Origin of the sequence: Alkalithermobacter thermoalcaliphilus JW-YL-7 = DSM 7308, from assembly GCA_001584565.1 — a bacterium.
In the GTDB taxonomy this organism is placed as follows: domain Bacteria; phylum Bacillota; class Clostridia; order Peptostreptococcales; family Peptostreptococcaceae; genus Alkalithermobacter; species Alkalithermobacter thermoalcaliphilus.
In genome coordinates, this window is the sequence record LSFY01000001.1 from 757,257 (window position 1) to 775,643 (window position 18,387).

At 28.8% G+C, this 18,387-nt stretch carries 19 protein-coding genes and 1 riboswitch; of the genes, 17 read left to right on the forward strand and 2 right to left on the reverse strand.

Annotation, left to right across the window (positions count from 1 at the left end):
* The first annotated feature begins 11 nt into the window (after positions 1 to 11).
* The 17 genes from yqfD to JWYL7_RS04070 all read left to right on the forward strand — a co-directional run bounded on the left by yqfD (position 12) and on the right by JWYL7_RS04070 (position 16,540).
* Positions 12 to 1,169 carry a sporulation protein YqfD gene (gene yqfD, locus JWYL7_RS03995; RefSeq protein ID WP_066069260.1) on the forward strand — a complete coding sequence of 386 codons (1,158 nt, stop codon included), beginning with the start codon at positions 12 to 14 and terminating at the stop codon, positions 1,167 to 1,169.
* On the forward strand, positions 1,141 to 2,130 hold the full coding sequence (locus JWYL7_RS04000) for a PhoH family protein (RefSeq protein ID WP_066069262.1): 990 nt from the start codon (positions 1,141 to 1,143) through the stop codon (positions 2,128 to 2,130). Before yqfD ends, JWYL7_RS04000 begins: the two co-directional genes overlap by 29 nt.
* A gap of 17 nt (positions 2,131 to 2,147) precedes the next feature.
* Positions 2,148 to 4,148 carry an HD family phosphohydrolase gene (locus JWYL7_RS04005; RefSeq protein WP_066069266.1) on the forward strand — a complete coding sequence of 667 codons (2,001 nt, stop codon included), beginning with the start codon at positions 2,148 to 2,150 and terminating at the stop codon, positions 4,146 to 4,148.
* The gene (gene ybeY, locus JWYL7_RS04010) at positions 4,145 to 4,603 is read left to right on the forward strand and encodes an rRNA maturation RNase YbeY (protein ID WP_066069268.1); all 459 of its coding nucleotides are present in this window, start codon (positions 4,145 to 4,147) and stop codon (positions 4,601 to 4,603) included. The genes JWYL7_RS04005 and ybeY overlap by 4 nt, the downstream gene beginning before the upstream one ends.
* A gap of 1 nt (position 4,604) precedes the next feature.
* Positions 4,605 to 5,306 (forward strand): diacylglycerol kinase, encoded by a 702-nt coding sequence (locus JWYL7_RS04015; protein ID WP_066069271.1) that lies wholly within the window; start codon positions 4,605 to 4,607, stop codon positions 5,304 to 5,306.
* 114 nt (positions 5,307 to 5,420) lie between these two features.
* Positions 5,421 to 6,038 carry a DUF502 domain-containing protein gene (locus JWYL7_RS04020; protein WP_083528268.1) on the forward strand — a complete coding sequence of 206 codons (618 nt, stop codon included), beginning with the start codon at positions 5,421 to 5,423 and terminating at the stop codon, positions 6,036 to 6,038.
* 17 nt (positions 6,039 to 6,055) lie between these two features.
* Positions 6,056 to 6,451 carry a cytidine deaminase gene (cdd, locus tag JWYL7_RS04025; RefSeq protein ID WP_066069274.1) on the forward strand — a complete coding sequence of 132 codons (396 nt, stop codon included), beginning with the start codon at positions 6,056 to 6,058 and terminating at the stop codon, positions 6,449 to 6,451.
* Between the two features lie 16 nt (positions 6,452 to 6,467).
* Complete coding sequence (gene era / locus JWYL7_RS04030; RefSeq protein WP_066069276.1) at positions 6,468 to 7,358, forward strand: GTPase Era; 891 nt, start codon at positions 6,468 to 6,470, stop codon at positions 7,356 to 7,358.
* Between the two features lie 81 nt (positions 7,359 to 7,439).
* Positions 7,440 to 7,592, forward strand: coding sequence for a YqzL family protein (locus JWYL7_RS10125; protein WP_083528269.1), 153 nt, complete (start codon positions 7,440 to 7,442; stop codon positions 7,590 to 7,592).
* On the forward strand, positions 7,570 to 8,322 hold the full coding sequence (recO, locus tag JWYL7_RS04035) for a DNA repair protein RecO (RefSeq protein ID WP_331721850.1): 753 nt from the start codon (positions 7,570 to 7,572) through the stop codon (positions 8,320 to 8,322). Before JWYL7_RS10125 ends, recO begins: the two co-directional genes overlap by 23 nt.
* Positions 8,323 to 8,332: 10 nt before the next feature.
* Positions 8,333 to 8,854 carry a DUF4342 domain-containing protein gene (locus JWYL7_RS04040; RefSeq protein WP_066069279.1) on the forward strand — a complete coding sequence of 174 codons (522 nt, stop codon included), beginning with the start codon at positions 8,333 to 8,335 and terminating at the stop codon, positions 8,852 to 8,854.
* Between the two features lie 92 nt (positions 8,855 to 8,946).
* Complete coding sequence (gene glyQ, locus JWYL7_RS04045) at positions 8,947 to 9,831, forward strand: glycine--tRNA ligase subunit alpha (protein ID WP_066069281.1); 885 nt, start codon at positions 8,947 to 8,949, stop codon at positions 9,829 to 9,831.
* Positions 9,824 to 11,893, forward strand: coding sequence for a glycine--tRNA ligase subunit beta (glyS, locus tag JWYL7_RS04050; protein ID WP_066069283.1), 2,070 nt, complete (start codon positions 9,824 to 9,826; stop codon positions 11,891 to 11,893). The genes glyQ and glyS overlap by 8 nt, the downstream gene beginning before the upstream one ends.
* A 107-nt stretch (positions 11,894 to 12,000) precedes the next feature.
* Positions 12,001 to 12,639 (forward strand): transcriptional regulator CcpN, encoded by a 639-nt coding sequence (gene ccpN / locus JWYL7_RS04055; RefSeq protein WP_066069286.1) that lies wholly within the window; start codon positions 12,001 to 12,003, stop codon positions 12,637 to 12,639.
* A gap of 13 nt (positions 12,640 to 12,652) precedes the next feature.
* Positions 12,653 to 13,483, forward strand: a complete 831-nt coding sequence (locus tag JWYL7_RS04060) for a pyruvate, water dikinase regulatory protein (protein ID WP_066069289.1) — start codon at positions 12,653 to 12,655, stop codon at positions 13,481 to 13,483.
* Positions 13,484 to 13,503: 20 nt separating this feature from the next.
* Entirely contained in the window at positions 13,504 to 16,119 is a 2,616-nt protein-coding gene (ppdK, locus tag JWYL7_RS04065) for a pyruvate, phosphate dikinase (protein ID WP_066069291.1), read from the forward strand.
* 97 nt (positions 16,120 to 16,216) lie between these two features.
* The gene (locus JWYL7_RS04070; RefSeq protein WP_066069294.1) at positions 16,217 to 16,540 is read left to right on the forward strand and encodes a YlbF/YmcA family competence regulator; all 324 of its coding nucleotides are present in this window, start codon (positions 16,217 to 16,219) and stop codon (positions 16,538 to 16,540) included.
* 18 nt (positions 16,541 to 16,558) lie between these two features.
* On the opposite strand, the gene JWYL7_RS04075 is transcribed toward JWYL7_RS04070, so the two are convergent.
* Positions 16,559 to 17,734 carry a cation:proton antiporter gene (locus tag JWYL7_RS04075; protein ID WP_066069297.1) on the reverse strand — a complete coding sequence of 392 codons (1,176 nt, stop codon included), beginning with the start codon at positions 17,732 to 17,734 and terminating at the stop codon, positions 16,559 to 16,561.
* A 53-nt stretch (positions 17,735 to 17,787) separates the two neighbouring features.
* Positions 17,788 to 17,854, reverse strand: a riboswitch (Fluoride riboswitch).
* A gap of 30 nt (positions 17,855 to 17,884) precedes the next feature.
* A complete protein-coding gene (locus tag JWYL7_RS04080) occupies positions 17,885 to 18,271 on the reverse strand; it encodes a hypothetical protein (protein ID WP_072280166.1) in 387 nt (128 codons plus the stop codon).
* Positions 18,272 to 18,387: the final 116 nt, after the last annotated feature.

Sequence of the window (18,387 nt, forward strand, 5' to 3'; positions counted from 1 at the left end):
GAGGCATAAAATTGTGGCAATATGTAAAAGGGTTTGTAATAGTTACTATAGAAGGATTGAACTTAGAAAGATTTATTAGCGAGATAGCTAGAAGCGGATTATATATTTTCAATGTAAGAAGGATAACAAGCACGAAGATAGAATTTTATATATACAAAAAAGATTTTGCTAAATTAGTAAGTGTATACAGAAGATCTAATTACAATATAAAGGTTAAAAGATCTATAGGGATACCTTTTTTGATGAAGCGAATATATAAAAGAAAATCCTTACTCTTAGGAGGTATTATATCTTTATTTATTTTAATGATCTTAACAACTTTTATAACAAATGTGTACATAGATGCTCCAGAAGGAATAAACAAAGATATAATAAGACAAGAAATTTATAAATTAGGATTAAAACCATGGACAAATAAGTATATAATAGATAAAAAAGATATAAGAGATAAAATGCTACTTAAGTTTGATGAAATAGCTCATATAACAATAAATATACATGGAACTAACGCATACGTTGAAATAATTAAAAAAGAAGAAGAAATTAGAGAAAAAGAAAGACTAAGTTGTAATATAATAGCAAAAAAAAATGGTATAATAGAGAAAGTTATAGCTAGAAAAGGTGATGCTTTAGTCAAAAAAGGAGATATAGTAAAAAAGGGAGATGTTTTAATTGCAGGTGGAGATATAGTAGCTAAGGGAGAGGTGTTTGCTAGAACATTTTACGAAGTTTCGCAAGAAGATGTATATTTAGAAAAATTAAAAATAAAAACAGGAAATAAAAAAAGAATAATCAAGATAAATATATTTGACAAAACATACAGCCTCAAAAGGAATATAACATACAAAGACTATATAGATGAAAAAAAGGTATATAGTATATATAAAATTCCTGTAGAAATAGAAATACAAACTTTTTATGAAGTTAATATAAAAGAAAGAAAAAAAGATATATCAGTATTAAAACAAAATTTAAGACAAAAAGCATTTAAGAAAATTGATTATTTAATACCACCAGAGGCAAAAATAGTTAATAAGACAGAAAATTATAGAGTAGATGGTTATAACTTAAAATTTACAGTAACAATAGAAGTTATAGAAAATATAGGAAAAGAGGAAAAAATAAAAGGAGGAGCTAGTATTGATAATTCAAAAGAAAATGGAAATTGACGATGAAATATTTCAAAGAGAATTATTTGGAAATTTTGATAAAAATATAAAGATAATCGAAGATAGTTTCAGTGTAAATATAGTTTTAAGAGAAGGAAGTATAGTATTAATTGGAAATGAAGAAAATGTTACTAATACAGAAAGGCTATTAAAAGAACTTTTAATATTAGTTAAAAATGGGCAAAGTTTAAATGCTCAGAATATAAATTACGCTATAGGATTATTGCTTGAGGGTACAGAACATAAAATGAAAGAATTATCTGAAGATATAGTAGTTCTTACTGCTAAAGGAAATCCAATAAAGCCTAAGACATTAGGACAAAAATCATATGTAGATTTAATAAGAAATAACGATATAACATTTGGTATAGGCCCTGCTGGTACAGGAAAAACTTACTTAGCTGTTGCTATGGCAGTAAGAGCATTTAAAAGAGATGAAATCTCAAGAATTATTTTGACTCGTCCAGCAGTAGAAGCTGGGGAAAGTTTAGGATTTTTACCTGGTGATTTGAAAGAAAAAGTAGATCCATATCTTAGACCTTTATATGATGCTTTATTTGAAATAATTGGTCCAGAAAAATTTAACAAGTATATGGAAAGAGGAATGATAGAAGTTGCTCCTTTAGCGTATATGAGAGGTAGAACTTTAGACAATTGCTTTATAATACTTGATGAAGCACAAAATACTACACCGCAGCAAATGAAGATGTTTTTAACAAGACTGGGATTTGGATCTAAAGCTGTTGTAACTGGAGATACAACTCAAACAGATCTTCCAGCAGGAAAAAAATCTGGTCTTATTCATGCTCAAAATGTACTAAAGGATGTAAAAGGAATAGGAATGATAAATTTAACTGAAAAAGACGTAGTAAGACATGAGTTAGTTCAAAAAATAATAAAAGCATATGAAAAATATGAAAAGAAGGAAGAATACAAAAAAAGTATAAAAAATAAAAACTAGAGAAAGGAGAGGGAAAAATGAAATTGAAAAAATTTTCCCTTGCTCTTTTATTTTTTGTTATAAATTTTTTACTATTATTTACATTTTTATCTCCACAAAAATATGAACTTAGGGTAGGGGAAAGAGCACAAGAAGATATAAGGGCCACTAAAGATATTGAAAATAAAATTGAAACAGAAAAGCTGATAAAAAAGGCAGTAGAAAATGTACAACCTGTATATAGAATAAATCCAACTGTTCAGGCTGAAATAAAATCAGATATAGATAATTTCTTTGAGCAAATATATATATTAAAAGATAACAAAGATTTAGAATTAGAAGATAAAATAAAAAAATTTAAAGAAGTAAAAATATCAGAAAAATCAATAGCTAAAGCATTATCCATGGATAAGCAAAGACTTGAATACCTCAAAAGATACATATTCGAAACAATAAATCAAATAATGAATACAGGAATTACAAAAGATGAAATAGATCCATTAAAAGAAGCTATAGCTGATTCTTTTCAAGAAACAAACAAATTTAAGTCAGATGAAAAGCTACTTGGCATAGAGATTATAAACGCATTTTTAAGACCAAATAAATTTTTAGATATAGAAAAAACTCAACAGAAAATAGAAGAAGCAAAATCATCAGTAGACAAGGTTATAATAAAAAAAGGAGATTATATTTTATATAAAGGCGAAATTGTAACTCAAGAAAAAATCGACATAATAAATAGTCTAGGAATAATTGAAAAAAAAGGCAGAGAAGATTTTTTTGTAAATATAAGTATTGCAACGATACTTTTAATATTAGAGGGTTTATTGGGTATATACCTTTATATGTTTCATAGAAATTTATTAGAAAATGAAAGAAAACTTCTTCTTTTAATTTTAATACTAATTACTACTTTAGTTTTATCCCTTCCATTAAGCGTAATATCTGTATACATAATGCCTTTGTTTACAGCTAGTATGTTAATTAGCATACTTTTAGATTCTAAGCTTGCTATAGTGTGCAACTTTTTAGTATCTATAATGGCATACTTAGCTATAGGAGATCAGAATTTATTTATTATATCTTTAATATCGGGAACTTTTGCATCATTTGCAAGTTTAGAAATAGCTCAAAGAAGAAGTATAATTTTTACAGGAGCAAAAATAGGTATTGTTAATTTCCTTTTAGCTATTTCTTTAGGGTTTATGTATACTACTAATTTAAGAGAGTTATTTTTAAACTCTTTATTATCTCTTTTATCAGGGGTATTTTCGTCTATATTAGTAGTAGGGAGTTTGCCACTTTGGGAACATTATTTTGATATACTTACATCTTTAAAATTGCTAGAAATATCTAATCCAAATAATGAAGTTTTAAAAAGAATGTTAATAGAAACTCCTGGAACATATCATCATAGTATAATAGTTGGGAATTTAGCTGAAAGGGCATGTGATAGAATAGGGGCAAATTCTTTATTGGCAAGGGTTGCATCTTACTACCACGATATAGGAAAGTTAACAAGACCTTATTTTTTCAAAGAAAATCAGATAATCATAGAAAATCCACACGATAAAATAATTCCTACACTTAGTGCAAAAATAATTAAAGACCATATAAGTGAAGGTATAGATTTAGCAAAAAGATATAAACTACCTAGGGAGATAATCAACATTATAAAAGAGCATCATGGAACAACTTTAGTAGCATACTTTTATCATAAAGCAAAGGAAGAAGGTTTAGAAGTTAAGCAAGAAGACTTTAGATATGAGGGGCCTAAGCCTCAAAGTAAAGAATCTGCTGTTGTTATGTTAGCTGATTCAACAGAAGCAGCTATAAGGAGCATAAAAGAACCTACTAAAGAAAAAATAGAGGATATGATAGAAAAAATAGTAAGTGGTAAATTAAATGACAAGCAGTTAGATGAGAGTAATTTGACATTAAAAGATTTAGAAGAGATAAAAAAAGCTTTTTTAGAAGTTATGATGGGAATGTTTCATGAGAGAATAGAATATCCAAAAGAAGGAGGAGAAAATAGATGAATGTTTTAATAGATAACAGACAAGATAAAATATTAGTAGATAATAAATTGATAGATATGATAAAAAAAGTTATTGCTGAATCATTAAAACATGAAGGTTTTAGTGAAGATATTGAAGTTAGTGTATCTTTTGTAGATAATGATGAAATTCATATACTAAATAAACAGTATAGAGGAGTAGATAGACCTACAGATGTCCTTTCTTTTCCGTTATTAGATAGAGAAAGCACAGTTATACCTAACGAGAGTATGCTTGGTGATATAGTTATTTCCCTGGAAAAAGCATTAAGCCAAAGTAAAGAATATAATCACAGTTTTGATAGAGAAGTAGCATTTTTAGTATGTCATAGCATGTTTCACCTTATGGGGTATGATCATGACACAGAAGAAAACACAAAAATAATGAGACAAAAGGAAGAACAAGTTTTATCTAAACTAAATATAGTGAGGGAGTAGTATGAGAAAAAGCACAATAATAGAAGCTTTTAATCGTGCGATAGATGGAATAATATATACTTTAAAAAATGAAAGAAATATGAAGATTCACTACTTAATAGGGGTTATAGTTTTATTTTTAAGTCTTTTCTTTGATATTACTAGGCTTGAGATGATAGTGTTATTTTTTGCTATTTCATTAGTTATAATATCAGAAATGATAAATACAGCTATAGAAAAATCTATAGATCTTTTTACTGACAAGTATCATGAACTAGCAAGAATAGCAAAAGATGTAGCAGCAGGAGCTGTTTTGATATCATCTTTAAATTCTGTTGTTGTAGGATATATAATTTTCTTTGATAGAATAAATCCTCTATCTCATATCTTATTAAATAAAATAAGAAAATCAGAAATTCACGTAACAGTAATAGCTATATTAATAGTACTTATACTAGTAATAGTAGGAAAGTCTTTAACAGGCAAAGGAAGCCATTTAAGAGGTGGTATGCCAAGTGGACACTCTGCACTTGCATTTTCTGTTGCTACAGCTGTAACGTTTATATCTGAAGAAATGTTAGTTTCTACATTGACATATTTATTAGCAATATTAGTAGGTCAAAGTAGAATAGAGGCAAAAATACACTGTGTTACAGAAGTAATAGTAGGAGCTATACTAGGAATATTAGTAACTATATTCATCTTTCAATTAAGTTTCATATAATTATAAATAATTATTGGATAAATAAAAAAAGTTTGGTATAATAAAAGACACTCACTCTAATTACGAAAAGCCGTAAAATATGGATACAAGGTAGAAAAAGGAGGAAGAATAAAATTGAAAATAAAAAACAATTACTATAAAAACAAAAATCTTATGGATATAAGAAATGTTTTTATAACTGGAACTTTTTCAATTCTTCCGCTTGCAATAACCTTGTCTCTTATATTTTGGCTTTTTAATAAGATCGATTCCATATTTAGAGAGCCTCTAGAAAAACTAATAGGTTTTCCTTTATATGGGATTGGTTTTGTACTTACAATTTTGCTTATATTTTTAACAGGTGTGTTTGTAACTGATGTATTGGGAAAGAAAATTTTTATATTCTGTGAGAGTATTTTATACAAGATTCCTTTAGCAGGTGTTGTATACTCTTCTGTAAAGCAGGTAATAGATGCATTTTCAAATAAAAAAAGGGAAAGCTTTAAACATAGTGTATTAATAAGATATCCATCTAAGGATACTTATGTATTAGGATTTTTGACAGCTAATGTACCTGAGTTTATAAATAAAAATATTGATAAAGAATGTGTTTTTGTATTTATACCTACAACACCTAATCCAACATCTGGAATGCTTGTTATAGTTCCTAAAGATGAAGTTGTATACTTGGATATAACAATAGAAGAGGCTCTTAAACTTATAGTATCAGGGGGCATTTTGAATGTTAGATAAGCAAGGAGGAATTTAAGATGGATATAGTTAAATTATTAGAAGCAGCAGAGAAGGCAAAAGAAAACGCTTACGTTCCATATTCAAACTTTCATGTTGGAGCAGCGCTTTTAACTAAGTCAGGAAAAGTATATACAGGATGTAACGTTGAATGTGCATCATATGGAGGAACAAATTGTGCAGAAAGAACAGCTATATTTAAGGCTGTATCAGAAGGAGAAAGAGAATTTGAAGCTATAGCAATAAGCAGTGACAATCCAGGAGAAACTTATCCATGTGGTATATGTAGACAAGTAATATTAGAATTTGGAAGAGATATAAAAGTTATAGTTGGTGAATCTAAGGGAGATTATAGAATATTTACTATAGACGATTTACTTCCAAAATGCTTTTCTGGAGCAGACTTAAACAAATAATTTGGAAGGTGATAAAGTGAAATTTAAATCAGGTTTTGTTAGTATATTAGGTAGACCAAACGTAGGAAAATCTACACTAATGAATAGAATAGTAGGACAAAAGATAGCAATAATGAGCGATAAGCCTCAAACTACAAGAAATAAAATACAATCTGTTTATACAGATGATACTCATCAAATTATATTCTTAGATACTCCTGGTATACATAAACCTAAAAATAAGCTAGGAGAGTATATGGTTAAAGCTGCTATTAGCACTTTAAATGATGTAGACTTGGTTTTGTTTGTAGTAGACACCTCAAAAAATATAGGGCCTGGAGATAGAAAGATAATAGATGACTTAAAAAATGTAAAGTCTCCAGTTGTTCTAGTTATAAATAAAATAGATAATGTAAACAAAGAAGAATTAATGGAAATAATAAGCCTTTATAGTAAAGAGGGTATATTTGCAGAAATAGTCCCTATTTCAGCATTAAGAGGCAATAATGTTGAAACATTAATTGATGTAATAAAAAAATATATCCCTGAAGGCCCGTTGTATTTCCCAAAAGATATGATAACAGATCAGCCTGAAAAAGTTTTAGTAGCTGAATTGATAAGAGAAAAAGTTTTGCATTATATTCATGAAGAAATTCCTCATGGAGTAGCAGTTGAAGTTGAAAGCATGAAAAAAAGAACAGATTCTGATATAGTAGATATAGCTGCTACTATATACTGTGAAAGAGATTCACACAAAGGAATAATAATAGGAAAAAACGGAAAAAAATTAAAAGGAATAGGAAAATCTGCTAGAGAAGATATAGAAAATCTATTAGGATCGAAAGTTTATCTTCAAGTTTGGGTTAAAGTAAAAGAAAAGTGGAGAGAAAGTGAAAATTATATAAGAAATTTTGGATATCTAGATTAAAGTTATTTTTCCAAAAAATTTATGTATACTATTCCCCATCTTACCAAAAATATATTTAAACGGTGAGAGGGGGTTTTTAATATGCAGGAATTTTTATGGAACTATTTTAAGCAAACAGGAGATATTCATGCATATATGTATTTGCTAGAATTAAGTAATTGTTTTAATAATAAAGATAAATTAAAAGATGATACTTTGAGGGAGATAAGTGATGATTACACTGATAGAGACTGAAGGTATAGTTCTAAAAAGTACAAAATTTAAAGAAAGTGATGCAATACTGACTATATTTACGAGAAAATTAGGAAAAATTTCAGCAATAGCAAAGGGAGCTAAAAGACCAAAGAGTAGTATGTTATCATCAACTCAAGTTTTTTCTTATTCTAATTTTTCTTTACATAAATCAACATCAATGTACAAAATAAGCCAAACTTATATAAAATACAGTTTCTATAGTTTATCTAAAGAATTGCTAATTCTTTCATATGCATCGTATATATGTGAACTTGTAGACAAAGTAACCTTAGAAAATCAAACAAACAATAGATTATTTGACCTTCTTCTTAAGACTCTTTATTTGTACTCTAAGCAAAAGTATGACATAGAGTATTTAACTTTAGTATTTGAAATAAAACTTTTAGACTATATAGGCTATAGACCTGAGGTATCAAAATGTGCATATTGTGGGAATAATAATTTAATAAGTGCTACATTTAGTATATCTGAGGGAGGCGCTATATGCACTGAATGTCAAAATCTAGGGATAAAGTCCATTAAACTAGACAAACAAAATTTAAAATTAATGGAATACATATTATCAAATGACATAATAATAAATAGCAGGGCAAAAGTTGCAAAATATAGAATAAAAGAATTAAGGAACATAATACAAAACTATTTAAATGAACACGTAGACAATTTTAATTTAAAGTCATTAAATTTCTTAAAAAGTATAAGTGATTAGGAGTGGTGTTATGGAAATTACATTAGAAAAAATCGATCAAATTATGGATAGGGCAGATGTAGGATATGCTGAAGCTAAAGAAGCACTAGTTAACTCAAATGGAGATGTAATAGAAGCTTTGATTTACCTAGAAAAAAAGAATAAGAAAGTATTTAAAAATCTAAACTTAAATGAAAAAGGAAATGAACTTATAGAAAGACTTAGAGAAGCTCTAAAAAAAGGAAATATAACTAGAGTTATAATTGAACGAGAAGGGGATATAATATTAAATCTTCCTGTATCAGTTGGAGCTATAGGTTTAGTTATGGCGCCAGTTGCATCTATAATAGGAGTATCAGCAGCTATGGTTACAAATTATAGAATAAAAATAGTAAAAGATGATGGAGAAACAATAGATTTGAATGAAATAACAGAAGAAAAGCTTTCAGAAGTAAGAGAAAAAATCAACTTTAAGAAAAATAAAGAAGGCAAGGACATAACAGAAGAGGTTATAAAAGAAGTTAAAGAAGAAAATGGGCATCTTGACAAATAATGATTAATTTGTTAAATTAAAATCTAAAGACGAACCTAGCCTTTCGCAACTGCGAAGGGCTTTAATTTTTAAAGGTGCAAAGGAGGAGTATGATGAATTTTCAAGATATGATAATTGCACTTCAAAATTATTGGGCAAATCAAAATTGTATAGTAATGCAGCCTTATGATAGCGAAAAAGGTGCAGGAACTATGAATCCACAGACTTTTTTAAGAGCTCTTGGACCAGAGCCTTGGAGAGTTTGTTATGTAGAGCCTTCAAGAAGACCAGCTGATGCAAGATATGGAGAAAATCCTAATAGATTATATCAACATCATCAATTTCAAGTTATATTAAAGCCATCTCCGGATAATATTCAAGAAATTTACTTAGATAGCTTAAAAGCTATAGGAATTAATCCAGATGAGCATGATATAAGATTTGTTGAAGATAACTGGGAAAATCCTACCTTTGGAGCATGGGGACTAGGATGGGAAGTATGGCTTGATGGAATGGAAATAACTCAATTTACGTATTTTCAACAAGTTGGGAGTATAGATTGTGAGCTAGAGTCGGCAGAGCTTACTTATGGGCTTGAAAGAATAGCTATGTATTTACAAGGAAAAGACAATGTATTTGATTTAAAATGGAATGATGAAGTAACATATGGAGATATATTTAAAAAGCCTGAATATGAACATTCTGTATATAGTTTTGAAGAGGGCGATATAGACATGCTTCTCAATTTATTTGATACTTATGAAAGAGAAGCTCAAAAACTTATAGATAAAGGTTTAGTAATGCCAGCATATGATTACATATTAAAATGTTCTCATGCATTTAATGTATTAGATGCAAGGGGAGCTGTTGGAGTAAGTGAAAGAGCAGGATTTATTGCTAGAGTAAGAAATATGGCAAGAAAAATAGCTAATGAATATATAAATCAAAGAAAAGAAATGGGATACCCTTTACTGAAGGGAGGAAAAAACAATGAATAAATGCTTGTTATTTGAAATAGGAACAGAAGAGATACCTGCAAGATTTATAAACAGTGCAATAGATCAAATAAAACAAAATACACAAAAGATATTTAACGAAAATAGATTAAGTTTTGGACAAATCTGTGTATATACAACTCCAAGAAGACTTACTTTAGTAGTTAATGATCTAAAAGAAATGCAAAGTGACCTTGAAGAAGAAGTAAAGGGTCCTTCTAAGAAAATAGCTTTTGATGAAAATAACAATCCTACAAAGCCTTTAGAGGGATTTATGAAAAGTAAAGGGCTTACATTAGAAAATATATACTTTAAACAATCAGGAAAAGAAGAGTATGTATATGGAAAAATAACTCAAAAGGGAAGAGATACAAAAGAAGTATTAAAAGAAGTTCTTCCTGAGATAGTAAAGTCCATAACTTTCCCTAAATCTATGCGTTGGGGAGGAAAAAATTTAAGATTTGCAAGACCTATAAGATGGATGGTATGCCTTTATGGGCAAGAAGTTGTTCAGTTTGAGGTAGAAGGTATAAAATCTTCAAACATAACAAGAGGTCATAGATTTTTAGGAAGTGACAGTATAAAAGTAGACTCTTTAGAAGACTATTTAACAAAATTAAGAGAAAATTATGTAATATTAGATCAAAATGAAAGAAAACAAATTATAAAGCAGCAGTGCATGAGTGTAGCTGAAAGTTTAAGTGCAAACTTATTATTAGATGAAGAATTATTAGAAGAAGTAACTTACATAGTAGAATATCCTACAGCATTTTATGGAAACTTCAAGCAAGATTATTTAAGTCTTCCAAAAGAAGTAATAATAACACCTATGAAGGAACATCAAAGATATTTTCCAGTTATTAAAGAAGATGGCAGTCTTTTACCTAACTTTGTAACTGTTAGAAATGGTACAGATTATAAAATAGATAATGTAAGAAAAGGAAATGAGAAAGTTTTAGAAGCAAGATTAGCAGATGCACTTTTCTTTTATAAAGAGGATATCAAAAAACCTTTAGATGAATATATAGATAAACTTAAAAATGTAGTTTTCCAAGAAAAGCTAGGTACAGTTTATGACAAAACTGAAAGAATACAAAGTTTATCACAAAGTTTAATAGATGCATTAGACTATATTAATGATAAAGAAGATATATTAAGAGTTGCAAGACTTTGCAAGGCTGATTTAGTAACTAATATGGTATTTGAATTTACTGAGCTTCAAGGAATTATGGGTAGAGAGTACGCAAAAGTATATAATGAAAAAGAAGTAGTTTCTCAAGGTATATATGAACACTATTTACCTAGATTCTCAGGAGATGATCTTCCGCAAACTAAAGCAGGAATAGTAGTTTCTCTAGCTGATAAGTTAGATACTATCGCAGGATTTTTTGCAATAGGAATTCAGCCAACAGGATCTAATGACCCTTATGCATTAAGAAGACAAGCGTTAGGAATAATAAATATAATAATGGAAAAAGATATAACTATAGATTTAGAAAATATAATAGCAGATGCATTAGATAATTATAAACATTTAGAGTTTGATAAAGAAAAGGTTGTTAATGAAGTTGTAGATTTCTTTAAACAAAGAATAAAAAATATGTTCAGTGAAATGGGAATAAGATACGATGTTATAGATGCTGTATTGAATCAAGGTATTAATGATATAGCTAATATATATACAAAAGCTAAAGAGCTTAATACATGGATAAACAAAGACGAAATAGTACAAATACTTACTGTATTTAATAGAGTATCTTCTCTAGCTGAAAAGGCTGTATCTAAAGAGATAAGTGAAGAATATTTAATAAAAAATGAAGAAAAGATTTTATATAATATGTTTAAAGATATAAGACAAAGGGTAGATAAGCTTATAAAAGATAGAAATTACTCTAGCGCACTAGATGAATTTATAAAATTAAAAGATCCTATAGATACTTTATTCAACACAGTGATGATTATGGACAAAGATGAAAAAATAAAAAATAACAGATTAGCACTTTTAAGACAAATAACAGATACAATGCTTTCTATATGCGATTTATCTAAGATAGTATATAAATAGATTAAAGCCGAGCTTTTTAGCTCGGTTTTACTATTAAAAATATTTACATTATTAGCATTGGAATATATAATATACTATATAATATAGTATAACACATTTAAAAAGAGGTGGTTTTTATACAGCTAAATAGTAGACAAATCAAAATAATAGATATAGTAAAACAATATCAACCTATAACAAGTGAACAAATAGCTTCTATTCTTGGCGTAACAAGAGCTACATTAAGACCGGATCTGGCTATACTTACTATGTCAGGAATTTTAGATGCTAGACCAAAGGTAGGATATTTTTATTCTGGTATAGATGAAAATAGCTTAGTCTCAAAGAAAATAAACTCAAAAAAGGTAGAAGAAATAATGAGTATGCCAATTGTAGTTACCGAAGATACAACCGTATATGATACTATAGTTACAATGTTTTTAGAAAATGTAGGAACTATATTTGTAGCGAATAAAGGCTGTTTATCAGGTGTAGTGTCTAGAAAAGATTTATTAAAAACTGCAATTGGAGGATCAGATATAAGTAAGATACCTGTAGGCATAACTATGACTAGAATGCCTAATATAGTTGTTACATATCCAGATGATAGTGTAGTAGATGCTGCAAGAAAAATTATAGAGCATGAAGTAGATAGTTTGCCTGTTGTGAATTTAGAACAAAAAGAAGGCAAAGAGTATTATAAAATAGTTGGAAGAATTTCAAAGACAAATATAACAAAACTATTTTTAGAGTTTAGTGGAAACTAATAGGGGGTATTATATGGAGAAACTATTTATATATGTAATATCAGATTCACTCGGTGAAACAGGAGAACAAGTAGCAAAGGCTGTAGTTAGTCAGTTTGACATAAAGGATTATGAAATAAGAAGATATCCATATGTATTAGATCTAGAGTTTTTAAAAGAAATTTTAAACGAATGCAAAAATGATAAAGCTGTGGTCGTATATACACTAGTTGATTCAACGCTTTCAGAATATGTAAGATCTTTTTGCCAAAAACAATCAATACCAAATGTAGATCTTGTAAATCCTTTAATGAATGCGATAATATCAAAAACTAATCTAAAGCCTTTAAGGGAACCAGGAATAATAAGAAAATTAGATGAAAAATACTTTAAAAGAGTCGAGGCCATAGAATTTGCAGTTAAATATGATGATGGTAAAGATCCAAGAGGTTTAACTAAAGCAGATTTAGTGTTAATAGGAATATCAAGAACATCGAAAACACCTTTGAGTATGTATCTAGCAAATAAAAATATAAAAGTTGCCAATATTCCTTTAGTTCCAGAATCACCACTGCCAAAAGAATTGTTTGAAATACCTTCAAATAAAATTATAGGACTTACTAATACTCCAGAAAAATTAAATGAAATAAGGCAAGAAAGACTGAAAGTACTAGGACTTTCAAATACTGCAAGTTATGCATCCATGAGTAGAATTTTAGAAGAAATAGAATATGCACAACAGGTTATGAAAAAATTAGGCTGTCCTGTAATAAATGTTGCAACTAAAGCCATAGAAGAAACAGCAGGATTAATTTTAGAAATAATGAAAGAACAGGGAATAGAGCTAAATAAAGATATAAAATAATAAAAAAAGGGGGTAACCACATGGAAAAGTATGTTTATAATTTTAGTGAAGGTTCAAAAGAAATGAAAAATATTTTAGGAGGCAAAGGAGCTAATCTTGCAGAAATGACTAAAATAGGTCTTCCTGTTCCTCCTGGATTTACTATTACAACACAGGCGTGTAATAGATATTATCAAGAAGGTAAAGTTATATGGAAAGAGCTTGAAGATGAAGTTTTAGAAAAGCTTTCAGAACTTGAAAACGTTTTAGGTAAAAAGTTTGGAGACAAAGATAACCCTTTACTTGTTTCAGTAAGATCAGGTTCTGTATTTTCTATGCCAGGAATGATGGATACAATATTAAACTTAGGACTTAATGACGAAACTGTAGTAGGATTAGCTCAAAAAACTAATAACGAAAGATTTGCTTATGATAGCTATAGAAGATTTATACAAATGTTTTCAGATGTAGTAATGGGGATTCAAAAGTATAAGTTTGAAATTATATTAGATAAAGTAAAAAAAGAAAAAGGATATAGCTTAGATTCTGATCTAACAAGCGAAGATCTTAAAGTTGTAGTAAACGAATTTAAAAATATATATAGAAAAGAAATAAAACAATCGTTCCCGTCGGATCCAAAACAGCAACTATTTTTAGCTGTAAAAGCTGTTTTTGATTCTTGGAATAATCCTAGAGCTTTTGTCTATAGAAAACTACACGATATACCACATGACTTAGGAACAGCAGTTAATATTCAGTCTATGGTATTTGGTAATATGGGAGATACATCAGGAACAGGAGTTGCTTTCACTAGAAATCCTTCAACTGGAGAAAACAGATTGTTTGGAGAATTTTTAATAAATGCTCAAGGTGAAGATGTAGTTGCTGGAATTAGAACTCCACACTCTATTGACACTTTAAAAGACATTATGCCAGATGTTTATACAGAATTTGAAAGAATCACAAAATTATTAGAAAATCACTACAAGGATATGCAAGATATAGAATTCACTATAGAAAATGGAAAATTATATATACTTCAAACAAGAAACGGTAAAAGAACTTCTGAGGCAGCTATAAATATAGCAGTAGATATGACTGAAGAAAATCTTATAACAAAAGAAGAAGCTATATTAAGGGTAGATCCAAAGCAATTAGATACTTTATTGCATCCAAATTTTGAAAAAGAGGCTTTAGAAAAAGCTAAATTAATTTCAAAAGGGTTACCTGCATCTCCAGGAGCAGCTTCAGGAAAAGTATATTTTACAGCAGAGGATGCAGTAAAAGCACATCTTTGTGGAGAAAAAGTAATTTTAGTTAGACTTGAAACGTCTCCAGAAGACATAGAAGGAATGGTATCAAGCGAAGGAATTCTTACAGCAAGGGGTGGTATGACCTCTCATGCAGCAGTTGTAGCAAGAGGTATGGGTAAATGTTGTGTTGCTGGTTGTTCAGATATAAAAATAGAAGAAGACAAAAAGCAGTTTAGAGCAGGAGATATAGTTGTAAAAGAAGGAGAATATATATCTTTAGATGGATCAACAGGAAGGGTATTTGTTGGAGATATACCAAAAGTTGATGTAAAGCTTACTGGAAAGTTTGAAAAATTGATGAAATGGGTAGATGAATTTAGAAAATTAAAGGTAAGAACAAATGCAGATACTCCTAAAGATGCAGCTACTGCAATTAAATTTGGAGCTGAAGGAATAGGATTATGTAGGACTGAGCATATGTTCTTTGAAGAAAATAGGATACCAATAGTTAGAAGAATGATAATTGCAAAAGACAAAGATGAAAGACAAAAAGCTTTAGATGAGCTTTTACCTATACAAAAAGATGACTTTAAAGAAATATTTAAGGTAATGCAAGGAAGAGAAACAACAATAAGATTATTAGATCCACCACTTCATGAGTTTTTACCTAAAAAAGATGATGAAATAAATATGCTTGCACAAAATATGGGTATTTCATATGAAGAAATAAAATCAAGAGTAGAAGACTTAGAAGAATTTAACCCTATGCTAGGTCATAGAGGATGTCGTCTTTGCGTAACATATCCAGAGATATATCAAATGCAATCAAGAGCGATAATAGAAGCTGCAATAGAAGTAAAACAAGACGGTATAGAAGTAAAACCTGAGATAATGATACCTCTTATAGGAGATATAAATGAACTTAGGTACGTAAAAAGTATAATAAAAGATACTATAGAGGATATATTACAGCGCTCAAATGTAGAAATAGATTATTTAATAGGAACTATGATAGAAGTTCCAAGAGCTGCACTTACAGCAGATGAAATAGCAAAAGAAGCAGAGTTTTTCAGTTTTGGAACTAACGATTTAACCCAGATGACTTATGGTTTTTCAAGAGATGATGCAAACAAGTTTTTATCAGAATATGAAGAAAAGGGAATATTTGAAAAAGACCCATTCCAAGTACTAGATGAAAAAGGAGTAGGGAAATTAATAAAAATTGCCTCACAGCTAGGAAAATCTGAAAGAGAAGATATAAAACTAGGTATATGTGGTGAGCACGGAGGAGAACCTTCTTCAATTGCATTTTGTCATAAGATAGGATTAAATTACGTTTCTTGTTCACCGTATAGAGTTCCTATAGCAAGACTTGTAGCAGCTCAGGCAGCACTAAAAAATTAAGTCGTGGAGATTTTTTCTCCACGTTTTTTTTGTAACAATACATATAAATTAGAATATAATGTTACAGAAGTTATAAGGATAAAGGAGTGAATGAAGAGTGGATATAATTGATAAAGCTAAAGACTTAGCTAATTCAATAAAGGAAACTAAAGAGTTTATAGAATTTAAACAAGCAAAGAAAGTTATAGATAGCAATGATGAACTTAGAAAAAAACTTGAAGAATTTCAGAAAAAACAAATGGAAGTTTATTCGCAGAGTGCATCATCTAAAGATATGAACAGAAGAATGGTTGTTTTAAACAAAAAATTTAAAGAAATATCTCAAATTCCTGAAATAGAAAGATTTTTAGCAGCTAGTAAAGAACTAAACGATATTGTAAGCAAAGTATATAAAATTATAAGTGAAAATATAAGTATTTAAAATTAGGATAGCTAATAGCTATCCTAACCATTTTTCACCAGATAATTTTATTCCAATAGCTCCTAGTGGTGCAGTAATAATTATAGATAAAACTGCAATAGCAAGTATAATATCTCCTGATTTTACACCTATTGATAAAGGAATAGCTCCAATTGCTGCTTGTACAGTGGCTTTTGGTATATATGATATAACGCAAAATAATTTTTCCTTTATATTTAGATCAGTATTATAAAAAGAAACAAAAACTCCTAAACTTCTAGCTAATAATCCTGTAATTATAATTAAAAGACCTAATAGTCCAGATTCAAAAGCGACATAGATGTTTACTTGGCTTCCTACTAATACAAATAATAATATTTCTGCAAATATCCATATATTATTAAACTTATCAGATAATATACTTCCAACTTGTTCAGATTTTTGAAATATTACAAAACCTATAGTCATAACTCCTAGTAAGCTAGCTATAGGAACTATATTTTCAAGAAAACTTTCTATATTAGTAAGTAGTATAGAACTTCCTAAAACTATAAGGGCTTTTTTAGTATCATTTACATTAAATTTTTTAAATATGTATATTAAGATAAAAGCAGCAATTACTCCTAATAATATTCCTAAGAATATAGATAATGGTATATCAAATATCTTTTTTATTATATTAATTTGTTCATTACCATATAGGCCTATAAATGTTGAGAAAAGTGTAATAGCAACTACATCATCTATAGAAGCTCCAGCTAAAATTATAGTAGGAACACCTTTTTTTTCTCCTTTTTTAGCCTCAATAAAATTGAGCATTTGAGGTACTATAACAGCAGGAGAAACAGCTGCTATTATAAATCCTAACATACCTGATTCAACTATAGAAAAATTGAGTAGATAATGAGAAACTATCATTATGGTAAAACCTTCAAATAAGCCAGGTATAAAGCTCATTTTTATAGCAGATGATCCTACTTTTTTTAGAGTATCTTTTTTAATTCCAAGACCTGCTCTTAAAAGTATAATTATTAAAGCTATTTTTCTAAGGTCTGAAGATATTTTTAAAATATCACTACTGATTACATTTAAAGCGTATGGACCAAGAATTACTCCTAAAACTAGCATTCCTAAAAGACCTGGAAGTTTTAATTTAGAAAACATAAAACTAGACAGTAAACCTAAAAGAATTATTAAACTTAAACTGAATGTCATAATATCACTCCTTTTTAAAATATTAAAAACAAAAAAGACCCCTACCTAGATATTTCTAAGTAGGAGTCATTAATTGCAAAGACGCAATGGTTAAAGGCGAACTCCATCACCTAAACTAATTTATAGCATAAGATAAAACTTAAGTCAATACTATCTCATAAATTTCATTTGGTCTTTTCTGTGTTGTTGTTTTTCTTTTATGTTGTTTATAGTTTCTTCGTCTAAATGATCTGCATTATTATTTAAATAACCTTCAGTGTATTCGTAGTTTTGCTTTAAGTTCTCAAAAGGTGTATCTGCATTTGCATGTTCTCCATAAGCTATTATATTTTTAAGATTTTCAATATGTTCTTTTCTTTCGTTTTGAATCTGTTTAGCATGCTGAATTTGTTCTGGTGAAGATATATCTGAATGTTGTTCAAGATGTCTTTCAGTACGAGTATATCTTTCAACAGTATTTATTAAATCGTCTATACGACGAGCATTTTCAGCTTGAAGCTCGTGTTTGTGATGTTGTTTTTGATCATTTCTTTTCACTAATATCCCTCCTAAATATAAATATAGTCTGTATTATTTTTGCACCTTTTCATTATTTAATACTTTACAAAGTTTTCTAAAAAAATTATTAATAAAAGGCAAGGATTTTAATTGTT

Bases quoted from the DNA above. Each gene is read 5' to 3' on its own strand.
- JWYL7_RS04005 (WP_066069266.1), top strand. From the start codon at position 2,148: ATGAAATTGAAAAAATTTTCCCTTGCTCTTTTATTTTTTGTTATAAAT.
- ybeY (WP_066069268.1), top strand. From the start codon at position 4,145: ATGAATGTTTTAATAGATAACAGACAAGATAAAATATTAGTAGATAAT.
- JWYL7_RS04015 (WP_066069271.1), top strand. From the start codon at position 4,605: ATGAGAAAAAGCACAATAATAGAAGCTTTTAATCGTGCGATAGATGGA.
- cdd (WP_066069274.1), top strand. From the start codon at position 6,056: ATGGATATAGTTAAATTATTAGAAGCAGCAGAGAAGGCAAAAGAAAAC.
- JWYL7_RS10125 (WP_083528269.1), top strand. From the start codon at position 7,440: ATGCAGGAATTTTTATGGAACTATTTTAAGCAAACAGGAGATATTCAT.
- recO (WP_331721850.1), top strand. From the start codon at position 7,570: ATGATTACACTGATAGAGACTGAAGGTATAGTTCTAAAAAGTACAAAA.
- JWYL7_RS04040 (WP_066069279.1), top strand. From the start codon at position 8,333: ATGGAAATTACATTAGAAAAAATCGATCAAATTATGGATAGGGCAGAT.
- glyQ (WP_066069281.1), top strand. From the start codon at position 8,947: ATGAATTTTCAAGATATGATAATTGCACTTCAAAATTATTGGGCAAAT.
- glyS (WP_066069283.1), top strand. From the start codon at position 9,824: ATGAATAAATGCTTGTTATTTGAAATAGGAACAGAAGAGATACCTGCA.
- JWYL7_RS04060 (WP_066069289.1), top strand. From the start codon at position 12,653: ATGGAGAAACTATTTATATATGTAATATCAGATTCACTCGGTGAAACA.
- ppdK (WP_066069291.1), top strand. From the start codon at position 13,504: ATGGAAAAGTATGTTTATAATTTTAGTGAAGGTTCAAAAGAAATGAAA.
- JWYL7_RS04075 (WP_066069297.1), bottom strand. From the start codon at position 17,734: ATGACATTCAGTTTAAGTTTAATAATTCTTTTAGGTTTACTGTCTAGT.